The organism is Streptomyces fulvoviolaceus, assembly GCF_000718165.1.
In the GTDB taxonomy this organism is placed as follows: Bacteria; Actinomycetota; Actinomycetes; order Streptomycetales; family Streptomycetaceae; genus Streptomyces; species Streptomyces fulvoviolaceus.
On the sequence record NZ_JOEY01000046.1, the window covers coordinates 71,959 to 93,843 of the forward strand.

Below are 21,885 nucleotides of genomic sequence, written 5' to 3' on the forward strand. Positions count from 1 at the left end.
TAGGGAAATTCAGAGCGTCGACGCATGAATGAGATGCGAACGGATGTTACGGAAGCAGCCCTGCCCTGCGGGCGGCGACAACGGCCTCGCCACGGGTCCGGGCCCCGAGTTTCCGCATGGCCGACCGCAGGTAACCCTTGACCGTCTCGGCGGTCACACCGAGCCGCCGAGCCGCGCCGGCGTTGGTCGCCCCGGCCGCCACGCACGCCAGTACGTCCAGCTCACGGGGTGCCAGACCGACGTCGTCCCTGGGCGCGGTCGGCGCGGTCGGTGAGGTCAACAGCTCGCAGGCATCGAGGAGTTCGGCCCGTACGGCGGGGTCGCTGATCCGCGGCGCCAACGCCCGCAGCGCCGCATGCGCCTCCCGCACCTGCTCCCACGCGGAGCCGGCGTCGCCGCTCGGCTCGGCCCGCGCGGCGACCAGCAGGTCCCGTACCTCGTCGCCGACGACCAGCGCCTGCTCCACGTCCCGTGCCGCCTCCACCGCCGCGGTCAGCGTGCGGTCGCCCAGCGGGCGGGCGTCGCGCAGAGCGCCGTACAGCACGCCCCGCACCCGCCGCCGTACGACCACCGGCACCGCCAGCACCGAGCGCAGGCCTTCGGCGGAGACCGCGGAGTCGTACTCGTGGCTGATCCGCCGGGAGGAGGAGTAGTCCGTCACGGCGCAGGGGCGGGCGAGGGCCACCGCCTTGCCGCCGAGGCCGTTGCCGGAGGTCACCGCGAGCGCGCTGAGCGCCGAGGTGGCCGTGCCGTTCAGCTCGCTGATCCGTATCTGCGGCCGCCCGGACTCCACCAGGCCGCCGAAGGCGATCGGAAGCCCCGTCGTCCGCCGCAGCCGCACCAGCGCACGCCGGATCTCCACCGCACCGGCCGCGTCCACTGCCACGTGCTTGTCCCTTCACCGCGGCACACACCCCCGTTCGGGGGTAGTGAGACCTGCATCACGGACTACACGATGGCAGAGAGCCGCCCGGCAACGCTGCCGGTATCGAGGAGGACAGATGACGACGGAGGACTTCCGCGGGGCGCGGGACTTCCTGCTGGAGCACCGCGAGGACTACGCCGCGGCCTACGAGGGCTTCGCCTGGCCCCGCCCGCAGCACTTCAACTGGGCGCTCGACTGGTTCGACGTGATCGCGGAGGGCAACGACCGGACGGCCCTGCACATCGTCGAGGAGGACGGCAGCGAGGTCCTGTTGTCCTTCGCCGAGATGACCGAGCGGTCGAACCGGGTCGCCAACCTGCTGCGCGAGCGCGGGGTCGGCGCCGAGGACCGCATCCTCGTCATGCTCGGCAACCAGGTCGAGCTGTGGGAGACGGCCCTCGCGGCCATGAAGCTACGGGCCGTCGTCATCCCGGCGACCCCGCTGCTCGGTCCCGCCGACCTGCGCGACCGCGTCGAGCGCGGGCGGGTGCGGCACGTCCTCGTCCGGGCCGAGGACACCGGCAAGTTCGACGACGTGCCCGGCGACTACACGCGCACCGCCGTCGGCGGCGTGCCCGAGGGCTGGCAGCCGTACGAGGACGCGTACGCCGCCTCCGCCGAGTTCCTGCCGGACGGCCCGACCCTGGCCGACGACCCGCTGATGCTGTACTTCACCTCCGGCACGACGGCCCGCCCCAAGCTGGTCGAGCACACCCAGACCTCGTACCCGATCGGGCACCTGGCCACCATGTACTGGATCGGCCTGATCCCCGGCGACGTGCACCTGAACATCTCCTCGCCCGGCTGGGCCAAGCACGCCTGGTCCAACCTGTTCGCGCCGTGGAACGCGGAGGCGACCGTCTTCATCCACAACTACGCACGCTTCGACGCGGGCCGTCTGATGGCGGAGATGGACCGCGCGGGGGTGACCACGTTCTGCGCCCCGCCGACCGTCTGGCGCATGCTCATCCAGGCCGATCTGACCCAGCTGAACACCCCACCCCGTGAAGTGGTCGCGGCCGGGGAGCCCCTGAACCCCGAGGTCATCGAGCAGGTGCGGCGGGCCTGGGGCGTGACCATCCGGGACGGCTTCGGGCAGACGGAGACGGCCGTGCAGGTCTCCAACAGTCCTGGGCAGGTGTTGAAGACCGGCTCGATGGGGCGGCCGAGCCCCGGCTACCGGGTGGAGCTGCTGGATCCGGTGACGGGAGCCCCGGGCGCGCAGGAGGGCGAGATCGCACTGGACCTGTCGGCTCAGCCCGTCGGCCTGATGACCGGCTACCACGGCGACGCGGACCGTACGACGGAGGCGATGGCCGGGGGTTACTACCGGACCGGGGACGTCGCGTCGCGGGACGAGGACGGATACCTGACGTACATCGGGCGCAGTGACGACGTCTTCAAGGCCTCCGACTACAAGATCTCCCCGTTCGAGCTGGAGAGCGCGCTGCTGGAGCACGAGGCGGTGGCCGAGGCGGCCGTCGTGCCTGCCCCGGACGAGGTGCGGCTCGCCGTCCCGAAGGCGTACGTGGTGCTCGCGGAGGGCTGGGAGCCCGGCCCCGACACGGCCAAGGTGCTGTTCGAGCACTCCCGCGAGGTCCTCGCGCCGTACAAGCGCATCCGCCGCCTGGAGTTCGCCGACCTGCCCAAGACCGTCTCCGGCAAGATCCGCCGGATCGAGCTGCGCGAGGCGACGGCGGCGGGGTCGGCGGGGGAGTACCGCGAGGAGGACTTCCGGTGACCTCGTACACCCATGGCACCAGCGGGACCGCACTCCTCGGCGACACGATCGGCGCCAACCTGGACCGGGCGGTGGCCACCTGGCCGGACCGCGAGGCGCTCGTCGACGTGCCGTCCGGGCGGCGCTGGACGTACGCCCAATTCGGCGCGGACGTCGATCAGTTGGCTTCCGCCCTGCTCACCGCCGGGGTCGTGAAGGGCGACCGGGTGGGGATCTGGGCGGTCAACTGTCCCGAGTGGGTGCTCGTCCAGTACGCCACCGCCCGCATCGGCGCGATCATGGTCAACATCAACCCGGCCTATCGCACCCACGAGGTCGAGTACGTCCTCAGACAGGCCGGAATCTCGCTGCTGTTCGCCTCGCTGAGCCACAAGACGAGCGACTACCGGGCGATGGTGGACCAAGTGCGGGGTAAGTGCCCGCAGTTGAGGGAGGTCGTCTACATCGGCGACCCGAGCTGGGACGCGCTGATCGCGCGAGGGGCGCCCGCCGATTTCGAGGACCTGTCCTGCGACGACCCGATCAACATCCAGTACACCTCGGGCACGACGGGCTTTCCCAAGGGGGCCACCCTCTCCCACCACAACATTCTCAACAACGGTTACTTCGTGGGCGAGTTGATCGCCTACAGCGAGCAGGACCGGGTGTGCATCCCGGTGCCCTTCTACCACTGCTTCGGCATGGTCATGGGCAACCTGGCGGCCACCTCGCACGGCGCGTGCATCGTCATCCCGGCCCCCTCCTTCGACCCCGTGGCGACCCTGCGCGCGGTCCAGGAAGAACGCTGCACCTCGCTCTACGGCGTCCCGACCATGTTCATCGCGGAGCTGAACCTGCCCGACTTCGCGACGTACGACCTCTCCTCCCTGCGCACCGGCATCATGGCGGGCTCGCCCTGCCCGGTGGAGGTGATGAAGCGGGTCGTCGCCGAGATGCACATGGCGGAGGTCTCCATCTGCTACGGCATGACCGAGACGTCGCCGGTGTCCCTGCAGACGCGGATGGACGACGACCTGGAACACCGCACCGGCACGGTCGGCCGCGTCCTGCCGCACGTCGAGGTGAAGGTCGTCGACCCGGCGACCGGCGTCACCCAACCGCGCGGCAGAGCAGGCGAGTTGTGCACCCGCGGCTACAGCGTGATGCTCGGCTACTGGAACGAGCCCGAGAAGACCGCCGAGGCCGTCGACCCCGGCCGCTGGATGCACACCGGCGACCTCGCGACGATGCGCGAGGACGGGTACGTCGAGATCGTCGGCCGCATCAAGGACATGATCATCCGGGGCGGGGAGAACATCTACCCGCGCGAGATCGAGGAGTTCCTCTACGCCCACCCGAAGATCGCGGACGTCCAGGTCGTCGGCGTACCCCATGAGCGCTACGGCGAGGAGGTCCTCGCCTGCGTCATCCCGCGAGACCCGGCCGACCCACCGACACTGGAGGAGCTGCGCGCCTTCTGTGAGGGGCGGTTGGCCCACTACAAGGTCCCGAGCGGGCTGCGGATCCTGGAGTCCTTCCCGATGACGGTGTCGGGGAAGGTGCGGAAGATCGAGCTGAGGGAGACGTACGGCGAGCACAGCGCCCCGTAAGGGGCGCGGGGCTGTATCGATAGGCGGTCCGGCAACGCCCCAAAGGGGCGCGGGGAACTGCGCGACCAGCCACGACGGCGCCGCAGCCAAACGGCGACCCTCCCAGCGGAGCTCAGTCCCGGCGCATACAGACCCGGGGCCACGCGTCGAGGCCGAGCTCCGCCTCATGGGCGCGGATCTTCCGCAGCCCCGGGGTGAGTTCGGCGTCGTCCAGCACGCGGAAGCCGATGCGTGCGTAGTACGGCGCGTTCCACGGGACCTCGGCGAAGGTGGTCAGGGTGAGCCCGGCCAGGCCCTCCTCGCGGGCGCGGTCGGCGGCGTACGCGAGGAGGGTCCGCCCGATGGCGCGGCGGGCGACGTCGGGGTGGACCGAGATCTGCTCGATGTGCAGGGCGCCGTCGACGGGCTCGCAGATCAGGTAGGCGACCGGCCGGTTCCGTTCGTCGGCCGCGACCCACGCGCGGCCCTCCCGGCGGTAGCGGTCCAGGACCTCCACGGCAGGCGGGTCGTTCTCGGCGATCCAGCCCATGCCGAGATCGTGGAAGGGGGCACCGGCGGCGAGCTCGATGTCCTGGAGGGCCGGGAGCTCGTCGGCCGTGGCGTGACGGATGCGCATGCGCGGAGTCTGCGGCACTGTCGGTACCCGCGGCGAGCGGATTAGCCGGCGCCTGTGCCGTCCAGCTATGCGCATCCGCCGAGTCTCCGGTACCGGGGCGGCACCCGCCGCGAGCGGATTACGCGGCCCCCGTGCCGTCCAACTCGTCGGCGAGGGTGTTGACCGGCTGCGGGGTGCCCGTGAGGTCGAGGACGAACAGCGGGACGCCCAGCGAGTCGGCCCGCGCGCGGGCGTCGGGCGCGTACCCGGCGAGGGAGAAGTAGACGCAGTCGGCGGACTCCGTCATGGCGGTCAGCCACAGACACTCCACGTCCCGCAGCGACGCCGGGCGCACGGTCGGGTCCACCTGGGCCAGCAGCCCACGTGCGGCGAGCCCGATCCCGGCCGGGGGCCGCTGGTCCGCCCGGCGGATGTCCTGGAAGCCGAGCCAGCGCAGATACAGGGCGGCCACGGTGACGGCGTCGCGGGCGGTGCGGATGGTGATCGGCTGGAAGGCCCGGCGTGGGGGAGTGGTGGTCCGCCCGGCCGTGCCGACGACCGGCTCCGCCTCCTGGGGGGACTCCCCGTCCTCCCCGGCCACCGGAATCCACAGCACCGTCCCGCAGGCGCAGCCCAGCTCCGGCCGGGGCCACTCGTCCCGACGGCCGCAGACGGAGCAGCGCACGGCGACCCAGGCCTCGTCCCACACCCGGTGGGCGATAGCCGTCGGCGCGCCGTGCGGGTCGAGGGGTGGCGAGACCGGGGCACCGCACACGCACGGATACGACGGTGCCGCGTAGAGGTGCTCGCGCCGGCAGGCCGGGCAGCGCAGCGACACGCTCTCGGACATGGCCACATCGTCCTCCAGGAAGCCCCCGCTTGTCCTTGTCTTGACGGCCTTGGCCCCTTGACGGCCCTGGCCCACCCACTTACATTGCTTCCAGATAGTAGAAAACATTTTCCGCAATACGGAAGTGCTCGCCGCGGGGCGCGACGGGAGTACGCATCCGAAAGCCGAAGCAGGAGTACTCGATGGCTCGAATGACCGCTGCCCGCGCGGCAGTTGAGATCCTCAAGCGCGAGGGCGTCACGGACGCGTTCGGTGTCCCGGGCGCGGCGATCAACCCCTTCTACGCGGCGCTCAAGGCCTCGGGCGGGATCCACCACACCCTCGCCCGCCATGTGGAGGGCGCCTCACACATGGCCGAGGGCTACACGCGTACCCGCCCGGGCAACATCGGCGTCTGCATCGGCACCTCGGGCCCCGCCGGCACCGACATGATCACCGGCCTGTACTCCGCGACCGGCGACTCCATCCCGATCCTGTGCATCACGGGCCAGGCGCCGACCGCCGTGATCCACAAGGAGGACTTCCAGGCCGTCGACATCGCCTCGATCGCCAAACCGGTGACCAAGATGGCCGTCACCGTCCTGGAGGCCGCGCAGGTCCCCGGCGTCTTCCAGCAGGCCTTCCACCTGATGCGCTCCGGCCGTCCCGGCCCGGTCCTCATCGACCTGCCGATCGACGTCCAGCTCACCGAGATCGAGTTCGACCCGGAGACGTACGAGCCGCTCCAGACGTACAAGCCGGCCGCGACCCGCGCCCAGATCGAGAAGGCGATCGGCCTGCTGAACGCCTCCGAGCGCCCGCTGATCGTCGCCGGCGGCGGTGTCATCAACGCCGACGCGGCCGAACTCCTCGTCGAGTTCGCCGAATTGACCGGCACCCCGGTCGTCCCGACCCTGATGGGCTGGGGCGTCCTCCCGGACGACCACGACCTGAACGCCGGCATGGTCGGCCTCCAGACCTCGCACCGCTACGGCAACGCGACCTTCCTGGAGTCCGACTTCGTCCTCGGCATCGGCAACCGCTGGGCCAACCGCCACACCGGCAAGCTCGACGTCTACACGGCCGGACGGAAGTTCGTCCACGTCGACATCGAGCCCACCCAGATCGGCAAGATCTTCGCCCCGGACTACGGCATCGCCTCCGACGCGAAGGCCGCGCTGGAGCTCTTCGTCGAGGTGGCAAGGGAGTTGAAGGCGGAAGGCAAGCTGCCCGACCGCTCCGCGTGGGCGGCCTCGGCGCAGGAGAAGAAGGCAACTCTCCAGCGCCGTACGCACTTCGACGACATCCCGATCAAGCCGCAGCGCGTCTACGAGGAGATGAACAAGGCCTTCGGCCCGGAGACCCGGTACGTCTCCACGATCGGCCTCTCGCAGATCGCCGGCGCCCAGATGCTGCACGTCTACCGGCCCCGGCACTGGATCAACTGCGGCCAGGCGGGCCCGCTGGGCTGGACCATCCCGGCCGCGCTGGGTGTCGCCAAGGCCGACCCCGAGGCGTCCGTCGTCGCCCTCTCCGGCGACTACGACTTCCAGTTCATGCTCGAGGAGCTGGCGGTCGGGGCGCAGCACAGGATCCCGTACGTCCATGTCCTGGTGAACAACGCCTACTTGGGCCTGATCCGTCAGGCGCAGATCGGTCTGGACATCAACTTCCAGGTCAACCTCGAGTTCGAGAACATCAACTCGCCCGAGCTGGGTGTCTACGGCGTCGACCACATCAAGGTCGTCGAGGGCCTCGGCTGCAAGGCGATCCGGGTCACCGACCCCGCCGAACTGGGCGCCGCCTTCGAGCAGGCCAAGAAGCTCGCCGCCGAGTTCCAGGTCCCGGTCGTCGTCGAGGCGATCCTGGAACGTGTCACGAACATCGCGATGAGCAAGACGAACGACATCAGCAACGTCGTGGAGTTCGAGGAGATCGCGACCGAGCCCGGGCACGCGCCGACCTCGATCAGGACCCTGAAGGTCTGACGCACCGGATCCGCCAAGGGCGGCCCGTCCTCAGGGACGGGCCGCCCTTTCGCGTGCTTCCCCCGTGCGGGCCCGCCGCCCCCGTGTCGGCGGGCCCGCACGGGGGAGAATGTGCCCACCTCCGGGGGTGGTTGAAGCCTCTTGAACCATGTTCAGAGCTTGATTTGAGGGTTTCGTAGCCGGCGTACGACCGATGGCGTACGTCGGCTCGGTGCGCGTGTCACGGCTCGTGGTGTTCGGAGAGCCCCGGCCAGTCGTCGGGGCCGCCGCCCTGCCACTCCACGATCTCTTCGTCCTCGACCTCGATCCGGTCCAGGTCGGCGAGGCGCAGCAGCTCCACCACGTCGTCCAGGTGCGAGGCGACGCCGAGGTTCTGGTCGTCCGCGGTGACCCGCCGGGAGCCGTCCAGGGCCGGCGAGTGCACCACGACGTGCGGGTGGTGCGTGGGATGTGCCATGCCTTCAGGCTCCTGCGCGTACGGCGGATCCGCCACCCCGGGAACGTCCTCGGGAACGCCGGAGAGCGCCGGATACGGGACCGTCCGTATCCGGCGCTCTCCGGCCGGTGAGGTTCTTCGGATGTTGCCGGTGTTGCCGGTGTTGCTGGGACCGCGGCGGCCGCGACGGAACCGGGGGTCTCCTTCCCTCAGGTCGAGAAGGAGGGGCCGGGACCTTCACCACCGCACTGGCTCGCACGCCGCCGCGGTCCATACCCTGCCCGCGCCCGGTGCCGGGCGATCACCCCTCATCCGGGTCGCCCGGGGGTCGGGTGCGGGCAGGGAGTCCGGGGAGGTCAGTCCTCGCGCAGGGCGCGGACCGCCTCCTCCACGCGCTTGCCGTACTCCGGGTCGGCGGCGTGGAAGTGGGCGAGGTTCTTCTCGATCACGTCGTCGCGGGAGACCTGGGAGAGGCCGCCGGAGATGTTCGCGATCAGACGGGACCTCTCGTCCTCGGACATCAGGCGGTACAGCTCGCCCGCCTGGAAGAAGTCGTCGTCCTTGGTGTGCTGCGGGGCCTCGTGGGTGCCGGTCCAGCCGCTGACCGCCAGCGGGGCCGACAGGGCGCGGCCGGTCTCCGCCGGGCCGTCGTACGAGTTCGGCTCGTAGTTCTTCGCCGCGCGGCCCTGCGCGTTGGACGCCATGAGACCGTCACGGCCGTAGTTCTGCGCGGTCGTCGCCTTCGGGGCGTTCACCGCGAGGAGGGTGTGGTTGACGCCCAGGCGGTAGCGGTGGGCGTCCGCGTAGGCGAAGAGGCGGCCCTGGAGCATCTTGTCCGGCGACGGGCCGATGCCCGGGACGAAGTTGTTCGGGGAGAACGCGGCCTGCTCGACCTCGGCGAAGACGTTGTCCGGGTTGCGGTCGAGGACCAGACGGCCCACGCGCTGCAGCGGGAAGTCCTTGTGCGGCCACACCTTGGTGAGGTCGAAGGGGTTGAAGCGGTAGTCCGCCGCCTCGGCCGCCGGCATGACCTGGACGTAGAGGGTCCAGGACGGGTTCACTCCGCGCTCGATGGCCTGGAGCAGGTCCGTCTGGTGCGAGTTGGCGTCCTTGCCCGAGATCTCGGCGGCCTGCTCGGAGGACAGGGACCGGACGCCCTGGTTGGTCTTGAAGTGGTACTTGACGAAGAAGGCCTCGCCCTCGGCGTTCGTCCACTGGTAGGTGTGCGAGCCGTAGCCGTTCATGTGGCGGTACGACGCCGGGATGCCGCGGTCGCCCATCAGCCAGGTCACCTGGTGCGTGGCCTCGGGGGCGTGCGCCCAGAAGTCCCAGACGTTGTCCGGCTCCTGCTTGCCGGTGAACGGGTCGCGCTTCTGCGAGTGGATGAAGTCCGGGAACTTGATCGGGTCCTTGATGAAGAACACCGGGGTGTTGTTCCCGACGAGGTCGTAATTGCCCTCTTCCGTATAGAACTTGACCGCGAACCCGCGCGGGTCGCGCACCGCGTCCGCGCCGCCCAGCGAGTCGGCCACGGTCGAGAAGCGCAGGAAGAGCTCGGTGCGCTTGCCGACCGTGCTGAGGAAGTCGGCGTACGTGAAGCCGGTGACGTCGTCCGTCACCTCGAAGTAGCCGTACGCGCCGGAACCACGGGCGTGCACCACGCGCTCCGGGATGCGCTCGCGGTTGAAGCGCGCGAGCTTCTCCAGCAGGTGCTGGTCCTGGAGGAGGAGGGGCCCGCCGATGCCGGCGGAGGCTGAGTTCTGGTTGTCGGCGACCGGGGCGCCGGACTCGGTCGTGAGCACGCGCTTCGACATCGTGGACCTTCCGTACGGGAGTCAGCGGAATCTTCGGATTCTTTGGAAAAGAACTTCCGCTTTGTGGAGCCTAGGTTTGGGGCGATCTGGACGTCAACAGTTTGTTGAAGTGGTTTCCGGACGGCGCCGCCGCTTGGGCGCGACAGGACAGTTGTCAGCGGCGGCGCCGCCCGGAAGTCTCAGAGCTGAGCGCCGGAGAGGCGCTCGACCGCGCGCAGGAGCGCGGAGTGGTCCAGGCCGCCGTCACCCTGGGCACGCAGGGACGCGACCAGCTGGGCGACGACCGCACCGACGGGCAGGGCCGCGCCGACGTTCCGGGCGGCGTCCGTGACGATGCCCATGTCCTTGTGGTGGAGGTCGATGCGGAAGCCCGGCTTGAAGTCCCGGTTCAGGAAGTTGTCCTTCTTGCGCGTCAGTACGGTCGAACCGGCGAGCCCGCCGTTGAGGACGTCCAGCGCGGCCTTGAGGTCCACGCCCGACTTCTCCAGGAAGACCACGGCCTCGGCGCACGCCTGGATGTTCACGGCGACGATCAGCTGGTTCGCGGCCTTCACGGTCTGACCGGAGCCGTGCGGACCGCACAGCACGATGGTCTTGCCGAGCGCGTCGAGAATCGGCTTCGCGGTGTCGAAGTCGGCCTGCTCGCCGCCGACCATGATGGACAGCACGGCCTCGATCGCGCCGGCCTCACCGCCGGACACGGGCGCGTCCAGGACGCGGATGCCCTTGTCCTTGGCCGCCTGCGCCAGGTCGACCGAGGTCTGCGGGGTGATCGAGGACATGTCGATCAGCAGCGCGCCGGACTTCGCGTTCTCGAGGATGCCGTCGGGGCCGTACGCGATCGCCTCGACCTGCGGGGAGGCGGGCACCATCGTGACGACCACGTCGGCGTCCTCGACGGCCTCGGCGATCGAACCGGCCACGGTGCCGCCGGCGGCCGCCAGGCGATCCAGCTTGTCCTGCTCCAGGGTGAAGCCGGTGACGTCGTAACCCGCCTTGATCAGGTTCTCGGACATGGGGGAGCCCATGATGCCGAGGCCTATCCAGGCGATCTTGGGGAGGGTGCTCATGATGGGGGAACCTCTCTGAACTGCTGTGCTACGTCTGTGAATTGGCGCCGGTACGGCACTCTTCAGCGCCGGGTCGGCAATCCCAGCCCGTCCGGCGTTTGAGGACGAGTCCCCTTCAGGGCCGAAGCGGGGGCCTGGGGGCGGCAGCCCCCAGAGACGACGGCCCCGTCAACGAGCGGCACGCGCCTCGACCGGCAGCCACCCGAACGCCTCCGCGCTCGGCCGGTCGCCCGGCTTGTACTCCAGGCCGACCCAGCCCTCGTAACCGGCCTTGGCCAGCTGGTCCAACAGCTCCTCCAGCGGCAGCGACCCCGTGCCGGGGGCGCCACGGCCCGGGTTGTCGGCGATCTGGACGTGGCCGGTCTTCGCCGCGTACTGCTCGATCACCGCGGGCAGGTCCTCGCCGTTCATGGACAGGTGGTAGAGGTCCATGAGGAAGCGCGCATTGCCCAGCCCCGTCGCCTCGTTGACCTTGTCGACGATGTCGACGCCGGCCGGGGCGGTCACCAGCGGGTACAGCGGCGACTCGGGCTTGTTGAGGGTCTCGATCAGGAGAATCGCACCGATCCGGTCGGCGGCCCGGGCCGCGAGGACCAGGTTCTCCAGCGCGAGCGCGTCCTGCTCGGCCGGGTCCACGCCCTCGACGCGGTTGCCGTACAGCGCGTTGAGCGCCTTGCAGCCCAGCGACCGGGCGAAGTCCGCGGCCACGTCGATGTTGGCGCGGAACCTCTCCGACTCCTCGCCGGGGATCGACAGGGCGCCGCGGTCCGGGCCCGGCAGCTGTCCGGCGTAGAAGTTCAGGCCCGTGAGCTGGACGCCCGCGTCCTCGATCGCCCTCTTGAGGGCGTCGAGCTCGGACTGCTCGGGGGTGGGGGAGTCGACCCAGGGCCACCACAGCTCGACCGCGGTGAAGCCCGCCGCGGCGGCGGCCGCGGGGCGCTCCAGGAGCGGGAGTTCCGTGAAGAGGATCGACAGGTTGACGTTGAAGCGCTGCTCAGCGAATCCCATGGGTTCCGGCGCTCCCTTCCGTGTCGAGTGATTCCGTATTGCGGAAGTTCGTTTCTGCTTAATGGAAGATTGCCGTCGTGTGTCGGGGCTTGTCAAGAGGGCTCGGCGGAAAACGGCACCGCGCGTTAGGTTGTGCGCGTGCGATTGAGAGTGGAGTTCACGACCGAGCCCTTCGACCTCGACGAGGCACCCGCGCACGCCCTGGCGGCCCGCGAGGTCATCGAGGCGGCCGAGCTGGACGCGGTGGACGTCGGCCCGTTCGGCAACACGGCGGAGGGCGGCGCCGACGCCGTACTCACGGCCGTGGACGCCCTGCTGCGCAAGAGCCTGGAGTCCGGCGCCACCCGGATCTCGCTGCAGCTCAACGTGATCGGGGAGGGCGGCGCGTGACCGGCACCGGGGACGAGCCCTTCATCTCGGCCGTGAAGCCGCTGGTCGACGCCATGGGCGGGGAGATGCTCCCGCCCGACGAGGCCGGCCCCGACGACGTCGTCCTCGCCTGGGAGGGTGCCGACGTGGTCGCCGTGCGCCTGCCGCAGCTCGCGGACTCCCTTGACCACATCCTGGCCGCCTTGGAGCGCAAGCGCGGCAAGCCGCTGGCCGACCTGGACCGCAAGGCCAAGCAGGAGATCGTGCGGATACTCGAGGCGCGTGGCGCCTTCTCCGTACGGCACGGTGTGGAGACCGTGGCGAGCGCGCTCGGGGTGAGCCGCTTCACCGTCTACAACTACCTCAACCGCGAGAAGGAGGCCTGAGCGCCGGGCTCTGTCCGCCGTTCCTCGGCCTCTCCTTCTTTGTTACCCGGAATTTTCAACAAACTGTTGACGCACTCTTCATGAGGGCGTTAGCTAGCGGCAGCCCGTTCAGTACGAAGGCCGTTCGCGGCCACGGAGGCTCCCGTGACGTCGACTTCCACGCCCCCGGGTCTGGCCCGGTTCAACGCCCTGGAGGAGCACGCGGCTTTCGCCGCCCTCCACGAGGCGTGCGCCTCCACGGCATGGGCGAGGCGGCTGCTGGCCGCCCGCCCCTACGGCACCGCCGACGACCTCTGCACCGCCAGTGATGCCGCGATGGCCGAGCTGAGCGCCGAGGACCTCGCCGAGGCCATGGCCGGACACCCGCCGATCGGCCGCCCCGAGCCGGGTGACCCGACCTCGGCGCGGGAACAGCGCGGCATGGCCGGCGCGACCGAGGAGCTCAAGGCGGAGATGCTGGAACTGAACCTGGCGTACCAGGAGAAGTTCGGCCACGTCTTCCTGATCTGTGCCACCGGCCGGACCGGCGAGCAGATGCGCGACGCGGTCAAGGAGCGGATCGGCAACGCGCCGGAGCAGGAGAGGGAGATCGTCCGCACGGAGCTGGGCAAGATCAACCGTATCCGGCTCGCCCGCATCGTCGAAGAGGACTGAGAGCAGCATGACCACGAGCACCACCGCCTCGGTGTCCACGCACATCCTGGACACCTCCGTCGGCCGCCCCGCCGAGGGTGTCGCCGTCCAGCTCGCGGCCCGCAGCGGCCGGGATGCGGACTGGCAGACGCTCGGCGGCTCCGCGACCGACGCGGACGGGCGGTGCAAGGACCTGCCGGCGCTGCCGGCGGGCACCACACACGTACGGCTCGACTTCGCCGTGGAGCCGTATTTCGAGAACAAGCAAGCCGATGCGCAGCAGGACGCCCCCGCGAATCGGGACAGCGATGCGTTCTTTCCAGAGGTAGCGATCACCTTCGCCGTCAAGCCCGGCGAGCACTACCACGTACCGCTGCTGCTCAACCCGTTCGGCTACTCCGTTTACCGAGGGAGCTAGCTAAATGACTGACAATTCCCGCCCTGCCCGCCCTGTCATCCTGGGACAGAACCAGTACGGCAAGGCCGAGAACCGAGTCGTAAAGATCACGCGGGACGGCGCCACCCATCACATCAAGGACCTGAACGTGTCCGTGGCGCTGAGCGGCGACATGGACGAGGTCCACTACTCCGGCTCGAACGCCAACGTCCTGCCGACCGACACCACCAAGAACACGGTGTACGCGTTCGCCAAGGAGCACGGCATCGAGTCCGCCGAGCAGTTCGGCATCCACCTGGCGCGTCACTTCGTGACGTCGCAGGAGCCGATCAAGACGGCCCGGATCCGCATCGAGGAGTACACCTGGGAGCGCATCGACGCCTCCGACGCCAACTCCCAGTTCATCGGCGCGGACGAGGTCAAGCACTCCTTCGTCCGCAAGGGCCAGGAGACCCGGGTCACCCAGATCACCTACGACGGCTCGTCGTGGGAGGTCGTCTCGGGTCTCAAGGACCTCGTAGTGATGAACTCGACGAACTCCGAGTTCTGGGGCTACGTCAAGGACAAGTACACGACGCTGCCCGAGGCGTACGACCGCATCCTGGCCACCCAGGTCTCCGCCCGCTGGCGGTTCAACTGGACCGACGACGAGCAGCGGATGCCCAACTGGGAGAAGTCCTACGAGCAGACGAAGAAGCACATGCTCCAGGCCTTCGCCGAGACGTACTCACTCTCGCTGCAGCAGACCCTCTACCAAATGGGTTCGCGGATCATCAACAACCGCAGCGAGATCGACGAGGTCCGCTTCTCGCTCCCGAACAAGCACCACTTCCTGGTCGACCTGGAGCCGTTCGGGCTGAAGAACGACAACGAGGTGTACTTCGCCGCCGACCGGCCCTACGGCCTGATCGAGGCGACCATCCTGCGGGACGGCTGCGAGCCGAAGATCCCGGTGGACCTCACCAACCTCTGAGCAACTCCATCTGCGGCACCCGCGGCCCGCCTGTGCGGGCCGCGGCACTCAAATCCCGGGGTCCTGCCGTGCCCACTCCACACAGGGAAAAGGACGAACCATGGCAGCAGCCCAGCGCATCGTCATCGAGAACTGTTCGATCGCGACCGTCGACGCCAACGACACGGAGTACCCCACCGGTTACCTCGTCGTCGCCGACAACCGCATCGAGGCGCTCGGCGCGGGCAGGGCACCCGAGGGCCTGGAGAACGTCGTACGCAGGATCGACGCCACCGGCCACCTCGTGACCCCCGGCCTGGTCAACACCCACCACCACTTCTACCAGTGGATCACCCGGGGCCTGGCCACCGACCACAACCTCTTCAACTGGCTGGTCGCGCTGTACCCGACCTGGGCGCGCATCGACGAGCAGATGGTCCGCGCCGCCGCGCAGGGCTCGCTCGCCATGATGGCCCGCGGCGGTGTGACCACCGCGATGGACCACCACTACGTCTTCCCGAAGGGCTCCGGCGACCTCTCCGGCGCGATCATCGGCGCGGCGCGCGAGATGGGTGTCCGCTTCACCCTCGCCCGCGGCTCCATGGACCGCAGCGAGAAGGACGGGGGCCTGCCCCCGGACTTCGCCGTCGAGACCCTCGAAGGCGCCCTCGCCGCGACCGAGGCGACCGTCAAGGAGCACCACGACTCCTCCTTCGACGCGATGACCCAGGTCGCCGTCGCGCCCTGCTCGCCCTTCTCCGTCTCCACCGAACTGCTCAAGCAGGGCGCCGAGTTGGCCCGCCGTCTCGGCGTGCGCCTGCACACCCACGGCTCGGAGACCGTCGAGGAGGAGCAGTTCTGCAAGGAACTGTTCGGCATGGGCCCGACCGACTACTTCGAGTCCACCGGCTGGCTCGGCGAGGACGTGTGGATGGCGCACTGCGTCCACATGAACGACTCCGACATCGCCGCCTTCGCCCGTACGAAGACCGGTGTCGCCCACTGCCCGTCCTCCAACGCCCGTCTGGCGGCCGGCATCGCCCGGGTCCCCGACATGCTCGCGGCCGGCGTCCCGGTCGGCCTCGGCGTCGACGGTACGGCGTCCAACGAGTCCGGCGAGCTGCACACCGAACTGCGCAACGCCCTCCTCATCAACCGCCTCGGCGCCCACCGCGAGGCCGCCCTGAACGCCCGTCAGGCGCTGCGCCTCGGGACGTATGGGGGCGCCCAAGTCCTGGGCCGTTCTGCGGAGATCGGCTCCCTGGAGCCCGGCAAGCTCGCCGACCTGGTGCTGTGGAAGCTGGACACCCTCGCCCACGCCTCCATCGCCGACCCGGTGACCGCGTTGGTCTTCGGCGCGGCCGCCCCGGTCACGGCCTCGTTCGTGAACGGCCGTCAGATCGTCGAGGACAACCGCCTGTTGCACGTCGACGAGGACGCCATCGCCCGCTCCACGCGGGACGAGGCCCAGCGCCTGGCGCGGATCGCCGCACAGGGCTGACCAGTTGAGGATCTGAAGATCTCCGGTCGAGGGGGACGGCCCTCGACCGGTGGCCGTGGACTCGCTCGGGTCCATGGCGGCCGTCTCCGGGGCGTGCATGAACATGTGCGCCCCGGAACGGCCTCCTTTGCCCCTTTTGAGGGGTTCCGTCCCCCCGGTCCCGCATGACCGCGCACCACCTCCATGAAACCCACGTCAGAGCCGACGTGTTAGCTGACCCGGAGGAACCGCCGTGACCGCTCACCCCGTCGACGAAAAACTCCCCGCACTCAAAATGGCCACCACGGGCCTGCAGCACGTGGCCGCCATGTACGCGGGGGTCGTCGCCCCGCCGCTGATCGTCGGGGCGGCCATCGGCCTCTCCGGCACCGAACTCACCTTCCTCACCGGCGCCTGTCTGTTCACCGCGGGCCTCGCCACCTTCCTCCAGACCCTCGGCGTCTGGAAGATCGGCGCCCGGCTGCCCTTCGTCAACGGCGTCACCTTCGCCGGTGTCGCGCCGATGACCGCGATCGTGGCCTCCACCAAGGACAAGTCCGACGCCCTGCCGATCATCTTCGGGGCGGTCATCGTCGCCGGACTCCTCGGCTTCATCGCCGCTCCCTTCTTCAGCAAGGCGGTGCGCTTCTTCCCGCCGGTGGTCACCGGCACGGTCATCACGCTCATAGGTGTGTCTCTGCTGCCGGTGGCGTTCGGCTGGGCACAGGGGCCCAACCCGGCTGCGGAGGACTACGGTTCGAGGACCTATCTGGGGCTGGCGGCCGCAACGCTGGTGATCGTCCTGCTGCTTCGCCGCTTCACGCGCGGCTTCGTCAAGCAGATCGCCGTCCTGCTCGGCCTGGTCGTCGGCACACTCGTCGCGATCCCGTTCGGCGTCACGGACTTCAGCCCTGTCGCGGACGCGGCTGTGATCGGCTTCCCGACCCCCTTCCACTTCGGCGCACCGCAGTTCCAGGTCGCCGCGATCGTGTCGATGATCGTGGTGATGGTGGTCTCGATGACCGAATCGACCGCGGACATGCTGGCGTTGGGCGAGATCGTGGAACGCCCGGCCGACGAGAAGACCATCGCGGCCGGCCTGCGCGCCGACACCCTCGGCTCGGCGGTCAGCCCGCTCTTCAACGGTTTCATGTGCAGCGCCTTCGCCCAGAACATCGGCCTGGTCGCCATGACGAAGATCCGCAGCCGGTACGTCGTCGCCACCGGCGGCGCCTTCCTGGTGCTGATGGGCCTGTGCCCCATGGCCGCCTCGCTCATCGCGGTCGTCCCGCGTCCGGTGCTCGGCGGGGCGGGCGTGGTCCTGTTCGGCTCGGTCGCGGCCAGTGGCATTCAGACGCTCGTCAAGGCCGGCCTGGAGAAGGACAACAACGTCCTGATCGTGGCCGTGTCGCTGGCCGTCGGCATCATCCCGATCACGGCGCCGGACTTCTACCACGCGTTCCCGGAGACGGCGAAGATCGTCCTGGACTCGGGCATCTCGACGGGCTGTATGGCGGCGGTGCTGCTCAACCTCGTCTTCAACCATCTGGGCAAGCACCGGGACGCGCAGGACGTGACGCATCCGATGGAGGCGGGCGAGGAGATCGCGGCCGCCCACTGAACCTCGGGGCGCGGCATCCCGACGGTGCCGCGCCCCGAGGCCTCAGGCGATCGTGTAACCGTCCCCGTACACCTTCCACTTGAGCGGCGTGTCCAGGTCGAGGTTGCCCTTCTTCAGGAACACCCGCTGGGCCGTCTCGACCCGGGTCACGTCGCTGTGGGCGGCCTCCTGCTTCATCGCCCACGCGCGCGCGTCGAGGAAGGCGTGCAGATACGTCGTCTCGTCGCCGCCGTCCGCCGGGGTGTCCGCGTTCTTCCGCGCCCGCTTGCGGATGCCACCGAAGCTGACGGCGTCCGTGCCGGGGCCGTGCATGACCATCGCGTCGTAGTAGACGAACTGGCCGAGCGTGCCGAGGCCGTCCTTCTCGGCACGCGCGACGGCCGGGTCGAAGTAGACCCGGTCCCGCTCGTCGCGCTGTGCCTTGCGGAAGGCGGATGTCTTCGCGGCCTTTCTCCAGGCGGTCGGGAAGCCCGACAGCCCATTGAGCGAGTCGGTGCCGTCCACCGCGCGCAGGGCGGGCAGATAGTCGGCCAGGGGATTGTCCGGATCCCGCTCGGTGTACAGCTCGACGAGCGCCAGCATGTCGCTCGTACCGGAGCAGAAGCCGATGATGCCGGCGGTGTAGCCCCGACCGTCGCCGATGTCCTTGATGAACCCGTACTGCGCCTTCCAGTCCAGCGACGAGTTCTCCGCGCTGGACACCAGCCGCATCGCGATGTCCTTCTTCTCCGGGGCATCGAGCCCGGTCGTGGTCGCCGCCTCGGCCGACGGCCACTGCGTGGCGGTCGCGAGGGCGGTCCCGAAGGCGGCGAGCAGGGTGCGGCGGGCGGCTTTACCGTGAACTCTCGGCACATCATCTCCAAGTCAGGTGCTGTGAAAGGCAGTTGAGACTCGCGCGCCAACTTGGGAATGCCGTGGGGTGCCATTAGGAGGTCACTGTGAGTTTCCGGACCAGGCCATGAGGTTCGCGAACAGCTCTGCCTGCTCGATCGCGTCGTCCAGGGCATGGTGCGTGTGGCGGCGCTTCGAGAGCAGCTCGGGCGGCATCGTCCGCTTGGCGACGGCCCGTAGCGGGAGTCCCGCCTTCGTGGCGTACAACGTCTTCATGTCCAGGCAGCCCGAGTGTCCGAAGGGGCTCGCCCCGGTGAAGCGGATCAGGTACCAGTACAGGAATGTCCAGTCGTACGAGGCCGGGTAACCGCACATCACCGGCTGGGCGCCGACACCCACCTCGCGCACCCAGTCGGTGAACTCGGCGAGTGCTACGGCAGGTTCAGCGCCCTCCCTGTGGAGCCGCTCCCGGTCGAGACCGCTCACGGCCAGCGCCTCGGGCACGAACTCCCCACTGATCGGCCGCAGTTCACGGTAGAAGGTCTGCTGCTCCGGGTCGGCAGCGGTGAAACCCTCGGTGTCCTGCACTCCGGCGACCGCGGCGCCGAAGCTGAGCATCGAGTACGGCCCGGGGATCGGGCCGTCGGCCTCGATGTCGATGGAGATGTACAGGCTAGGCCTGCTGCGTCGTGCGCCCATGGGCTGGAGGATCGCAGGTGGGACGGGGCGTCCGCATCCGAATTCAGCCCCGTGCCTCAGCCCCGTGCCTCACTCCTGCGCGTCAGTCCTGTGCGTCGGCCCTCGGCCGCAGCACGACCGCCGCCAGCCCCAGCGCCCCCACCGCGATCCCCGCCCCCACCCGGAACGCCAGCTGATACCCCTCCGCCGTGGCCGGGACCAGTTCCGCACCCCCGCCGAGCAACCCCTCCGTCCGGTTCGACGCCAGCACCGAAAGGATCGCGAGGCCCAGTGAACCGCCCACCACCTGTGTGGTGTTGAACAGCCCGGACGCCAGTCCCGCGTCCTCCTCGAGGGCGCCCGCCATGGCGATCCCGGTCAGCGCGGGCATCGCGGCCGCGAAACCGGCGGAGAGCAGGAGCAGTGGGGGCAGTACGTCGGTGACGTACGAGCCGTCGGCGGGCGCGCGGCCGAGCAGTGCCATGCCGCCGGTGATCAGCACGAGCCCCGCCAGCAGCACCCGGTAGGCGCCGAACCGGCCGATGGTCCGCGCGGACAGGCCCAGCATCAGCACCCCGATCGCGATCGGCGCCGGCAGGAAGGCCGTGCCGGTGAGCAACTCGCCGTAGCCGAGCACGCGTTGGAGGTAGAGGGCGCCGATGAACTGGAAGCCGAACATCGTCCCGATCATCAGCACCTGGACGGCGTTCGCGCCGGACAGCAGCCGGGAGCCGAACAGCCGCAGCCGCAGCAGCGGACGCGCGGCCCGCGCCTGGCGGACGGTGAACGCCACGAACAGGGCGAGGGCGAGCACGGCCAGCAGGAGGGTGGCCGTCAGGTCGCGGTCGCCCGAGCCGACGATGACGTACACCGTCAGCATCAGCGCGCCGGTGACCAGCGCGGCCCCGGGATAGTCGGCGCCCCGGCCGAGACCCTCGCCGTCCTCCGGTGCGAGGACACGGAGGGCCGCCAGCAGGGCGACGACACCGATCGGCAGGTTGATCAGGAAGATCCAGTGCCAGTTCAGGGCCTGCGTCAGCGCTCCGCCGAGGAACGTGCCGAGCGCCCCGCCCGCCGCGCCGACCGCGCTGAACACCGCGATGGCACGGGCCTGTTCGCGCGGCTCGGGGAAGAGGGAGACCAGCATGCCGAGCACCACGGCCGAGGTCATCGCCCCGCCCACGCCCTGCAGGGCACGGGCCGCGATCAGCATGCCCTGGCTGGTGGCCACCCCGCACAGTACGGACGCCGCGGTGAACACGGTGAGCCCCGCCGCGAACATCCGCCTGCGGCCCACCAGGTCGCCGAGTCGGCCCACCAGCAACAGCAGCCCGCCGAACGGGATCAGATAGGCGTTGACGACCCAGGCCAGCCCCGGAGCCGAGAAGCCCAGGTCGCTCTGGATGGCCGGCATCGCGACCGTGACGATGTTGCCGTCCAGGATCGTCATCAGGGTTCCCGCGCACAGCACGACGAGGGACGCCCAACGGGAGTACGTTCGGTGTGTCGGTCGGGTCGGGGACTCGGTCAGGACCGTCATGGCGGCAGTGCCTCCGCATTCTCCATGGGAACCATAGGTGCACGACTTGTAACGGGGTTCATCGTGGGTGACCATGGAGGTCGGCGTAAGGAGGCAGTCCAATGTCCCAGAGGAACACCGGTGTTACCGCGCAGGTGGTGAACGCGCACGCGTGTCCGGTCCGTGAGGTTCTTGACAGGGTCTCCGGAAAATGGAGCGTCCAGATCCTCGTCGCGGCCGCGCACGGACCCATCCGGTTCACCGAATTGGAGCGCAGTATCGAGGGCATCAGCCGCCGCATGCTGACCCTCACCCTGCGCAACCTGGAGCGCGACGGCCTCGTCACCCGCACCGTGCACCCCACGGTGCCACCGAAGGTCGAGTACGAACTCACCCCGGTGGCCCGCGAGTTGCACGAGACGCTGCAGCGGCTGACCAACTGGGCGGAGCGGAACCGGGTCTACATCGCCGAGGCGCGCGCGACCTACGACGCCGAGCGCGAACCGGAGTTGGTCTGACCTACAGGTCGAAACGCCCTACAGGTCGAAAGTCCCTACAGACCGAAGACGCCTACCGGTCGAAAGGGCCTACAGGCCGAACAGGCTTGCATCCGCGGCCAGTTCCTTGAAGAGCCCCCTCGGATTGGCGATCAGGCGCCGCTCCTTGAGGTCCATCAGCCCGCCGACCGCGGTGATCTCGGCGGCCACCGTGCCGTCCGTCTTGCGTATCGTCTGCTGTATTCGGAACGTCTTGCCCCCGCCCCAGTCGAAGCCGCAGGTCACCTCGACTTCGTCGCCCGCGACCAACTCCCGCTGATAGCGGATGGTGGTCTCCAGGGCCACCGGCCCCACGCCCTTGCCGATGAGGCCGGACTGGCTGATCCCCGCCGCCTTGAGCAGTGACCAACGGGCGTGCTCCGCGTAGTTGATGTACACGCTCTGGTTGAGGTGACCCTGCACATCCGTCTCGTACCCACGGACGGTCACCGGGACGGAAAACGTCTCGCTCACGGTTTCCTCTTCTC

Annotated in this window: 22 protein-coding genes; 11 read left to right on the forward strand and 11 right to left on the reverse strand. The window is 69.5% G+C overall.

Going from position 1 to position 21,885, the window contains the following annotated elements; all coding sequences use genetic code 11:
• Nucleotides 1-46: 46 nt before the first annotated feature.
• Nucleotides 47-886: a helix-turn-helix transcriptional regulator gene (locus tag IG08_RS0139435; protein WP_030614590.1), complete on the reverse strand. Its 840-nt coding sequence runs from the start codon at nucleotides 884-886 to the stop codon at nucleotides 47-49.
• Between the two features lie 115 nt (nucleotides 887-1,001).
• On the opposite strand from IG08_RS0139435, the gene IG08_RS0139440 reads away from it, so the two are divergent.
• Together IG08_RS0139440 and IG08_RS0139445 are read left to right on the forward strand one after the other, a co-directional pair.
• A complete protein-coding gene (locus IG08_RS0139440; protein WP_030614593.1) occupies nucleotides 1,002-2,666 on the forward strand; it encodes an AMP-binding protein in 1,665 nt (554 codons plus the stop codon).
• Nucleotides 2,663-4,255, forward strand: a complete 1,593-nt coding sequence (locus IG08_RS0139445; RefSeq protein WP_030614596.1) for an AMP-binding protein — start codon at nucleotides 2,663-2,665, stop codon at nucleotides 4,253-4,255. Before IG08_RS0139440 ends, IG08_RS0139445 begins: the two co-directional genes overlap by 4 nt.
• Nucleotides 4,256-4,367: 112 nt before the next feature.
• Here the strand turns inward: IG08_RS0139445 and IG08_RS0139450 are convergent, their stop codons facing one another.
• The gene (locus IG08_RS0139450; protein WP_030614599.1) at nucleotides 4,368-4,871 is read right to left on the reverse strand and encodes a GNAT family N-acetyltransferase; all 504 of its coding nucleotides are present in this window, start codon (nucleotides 4,869-4,871) and stop codon (nucleotides 4,368-4,370) included.
• Between the two features lie 118 nt (nucleotides 4,872-4,989).
• The gene (locus tag IG08_RS0139455) at nucleotides 4,990-5,700 is read right to left on the reverse strand and encodes a hypothetical protein (RefSeq protein WP_030614602.1); all 711 of its coding nucleotides are present in this window, start codon (nucleotides 5,698-5,700) and stop codon (nucleotides 4,990-4,992) included.
• A 182-nt stretch (nucleotides 5,701-5,882) separates the two neighbouring features.
• On the opposite strand from IG08_RS0139455, the gene gcl reads away from it, so the two are divergent.
• Nucleotides 5,883-7,667 carry a glyoxylate carboligase gene (gene gcl, locus IG08_RS0139460; protein WP_030614605.1) on the forward strand — a complete coding sequence of 595 codons (1,785 nt, stop codon included), beginning with the start codon at nucleotides 5,883-5,885 and terminating at the stop codon, nucleotides 7,665-7,667.
• A gap of 220 nt (nucleotides 7,668-7,887) precedes the next feature.
• Here the strand turns inward: gcl and IG08_RS0139465 are convergent, their stop codons facing one another.
• The 4 genes from IG08_RS0139465 to IG08_RS0139480 form a co-directional block, all read right to left on the reverse strand.
• Complete coding sequence (locus tag IG08_RS0139465) at nucleotides 7,888-8,124, reverse strand: hypothetical protein (protein WP_030614606.1); 237 nt, start codon at nucleotides 8,122-8,124, stop codon at nucleotides 7,888-7,890.
• A gap of 335 nt (nucleotides 8,125-8,459) precedes the next feature.
• Nucleotides 8,460-9,917, reverse strand: a complete 1,458-nt coding sequence (locus tag IG08_RS0139470; RefSeq protein WP_030614609.1) for a catalase — start codon at nucleotides 9,915-9,917, stop codon at nucleotides 8,460-8,462.
• Nucleotides 9,918-10,096: 179 nt separating this feature from the next.
• On the reverse strand, nucleotides 10,097-10,987 hold the full coding sequence (locus tag IG08_RS0139475; RefSeq protein WP_030614612.1) for a 2-hydroxy-3-oxopropionate reductase: 891 nt from the start codon (nucleotides 10,985-10,987) through the stop codon (nucleotides 10,097-10,099).
• 168 nt (nucleotides 10,988-11,155) lie between these two features.
• Nucleotides 11,156-11,995 (reverse strand): TIM barrel protein, encoded by an 840-nt coding sequence (locus IG08_RS0139480; RefSeq protein WP_030614613.1) that lies wholly within the window; start codon nucleotides 11,993-11,995, stop codon nucleotides 11,156-11,158.
• A gap of 138 nt (nucleotides 11,996-12,133) precedes the next feature.
• Between IG08_RS0139480 and IG08_RS0139485 the strand changes: the two genes are divergently transcribed.
• The 7 genes from IG08_RS0139485 (at nucleotide 12,134) to IG08_RS0139515 (ending at nucleotide 17,833) form a co-directional block, all read left to right on the forward strand.
• A complete protein-coding gene (locus IG08_RS0139485; protein ID WP_043456362.1) occupies nucleotides 12,134-12,385 on the forward strand; it encodes a hypothetical protein in 252 nt (83 codons plus the stop codon).
• On the forward strand, nucleotides 12,382-12,750 hold the full coding sequence (locus IG08_RS0139490; RefSeq protein ID WP_030614620.1) for a helix-turn-helix domain-containing protein: 369 nt from the start codon (nucleotides 12,382-12,384) through the stop codon (nucleotides 12,748-12,750). The genes IG08_RS0139485 and IG08_RS0139490 overlap by 4 nt, the downstream gene beginning before the upstream one ends.
• Before the next feature lie 144 nt (nucleotides 12,751-12,894).
• Complete coding sequence (gene uraD, locus IG08_RS0139495; protein ID WP_030614623.1) at nucleotides 12,895-13,404, forward strand: 2-oxo-4-hydroxy-4-carboxy-5-ureidoimidazoline decarboxylase; 510 nt, start codon at nucleotides 12,895-12,897, stop codon at nucleotides 13,402-13,404.
• Nucleotides 13,405-13,411: 7 nt separating this feature from the next.
• Complete coding sequence (gene uraH, locus IG08_RS0139500; protein WP_030614631.1) at nucleotides 13,412-13,801, forward strand: hydroxyisourate hydrolase; 390 nt, start codon at nucleotides 13,412-13,414, stop codon at nucleotides 13,799-13,801.
• 4 nt (nucleotides 13,802-13,805) lie between these two features.
• Nucleotides 13,806-14,753 (forward strand): factor-independent urate hydroxylase, encoded by a 948-nt coding sequence (gene pucL / locus IG08_RS0139505; RefSeq protein ID WP_030614635.1) that lies wholly within the window; start codon nucleotides 13,806-13,808, stop codon nucleotides 14,751-14,753.
• Between the two features lie 100 nt (nucleotides 14,754-14,853).
• Nucleotides 14,854-16,233, forward strand: coding sequence for an 8-oxoguanine deaminase (locus IG08_RS0139510; protein WP_030614638.1), 1,380 nt, complete (start codon nucleotides 14,854-14,856; stop codon nucleotides 16,231-16,233).
• 232 nt (nucleotides 16,234-16,465) lie between these two features.
• Complete coding sequence (locus tag IG08_RS0139515; protein ID WP_030614641.1) at nucleotides 16,466-17,833, forward strand: nucleobase:cation symporter-2 family protein; 1,368 nt, start codon at nucleotides 16,466-16,468, stop codon at nucleotides 17,831-17,833.
• Nucleotides 17,834-17,875: 42 nt separating this feature from the next.
• Here the strand turns inward: IG08_RS0139515 and IG08_RS0139520 are convergent, their stop codons facing one another.
• The 3 genes from IG08_RS0139520 to IG08_RS0139530 form a co-directional block, all read right to left on the reverse strand.
• The gene (locus IG08_RS0139520) at nucleotides 17,876-18,685 is read right to left on the reverse strand and encodes a chitosanase (RefSeq protein ID WP_030614642.1); all 810 of its coding nucleotides are present in this window, start codon (nucleotides 18,683-18,685) and stop codon (nucleotides 17,876-17,878) included.
• A gap of 81 nt (nucleotides 18,686-18,766) precedes the next feature.
• Nucleotides 18,767-19,363 carry a 3'-5' exonuclease gene (locus IG08_RS0139525; protein WP_030614645.1) on the reverse strand — a complete coding sequence of 199 codons (597 nt, stop codon included), beginning with the start codon at nucleotides 19,361-19,363 and terminating at the stop codon, nucleotides 18,767-18,769.
• Nucleotides 19,364-19,445: 82 nt separating this feature from the next.
• Nucleotides 19,446-20,882 carry an MFS transporter gene (locus tag IG08_RS0139530; protein WP_030614648.1) on the reverse strand — a complete coding sequence of 479 codons (1,437 nt, stop codon included), beginning with the start codon at nucleotides 20,880-20,882 and terminating at the stop codon, nucleotides 19,446-19,448.
• Between the two features lie 101 nt (nucleotides 20,883-20,983).
• Here IG08_RS0139530 and IG08_RS0139535 point away from each other — a divergent pair, with 101 nt between their 5' ends.
• A complete protein-coding gene (locus tag IG08_RS0139535) occupies nucleotides 20,984-21,379 on the forward strand; it encodes a winged helix-turn-helix transcriptional regulator (RefSeq protein WP_030614651.1) in 396 nt (131 codons plus the stop codon).
• Nucleotides 21,380-21,448: 69 nt separating this feature from the next.
• On the opposite strand, the gene IG08_RS0139540 is transcribed toward IG08_RS0139535, so the two are convergent.
• Nucleotides 21,449-21,871: an acyl-CoA thioesterase gene (locus tag IG08_RS0139540; protein WP_030614654.1), complete on the reverse strand. Its 423-nt coding sequence runs from the start codon at nucleotides 21,869-21,871 to the stop codon at nucleotides 21,449-21,451.
• Nucleotides 21,872-21,885 lie beyond the last annotated feature (14 nt).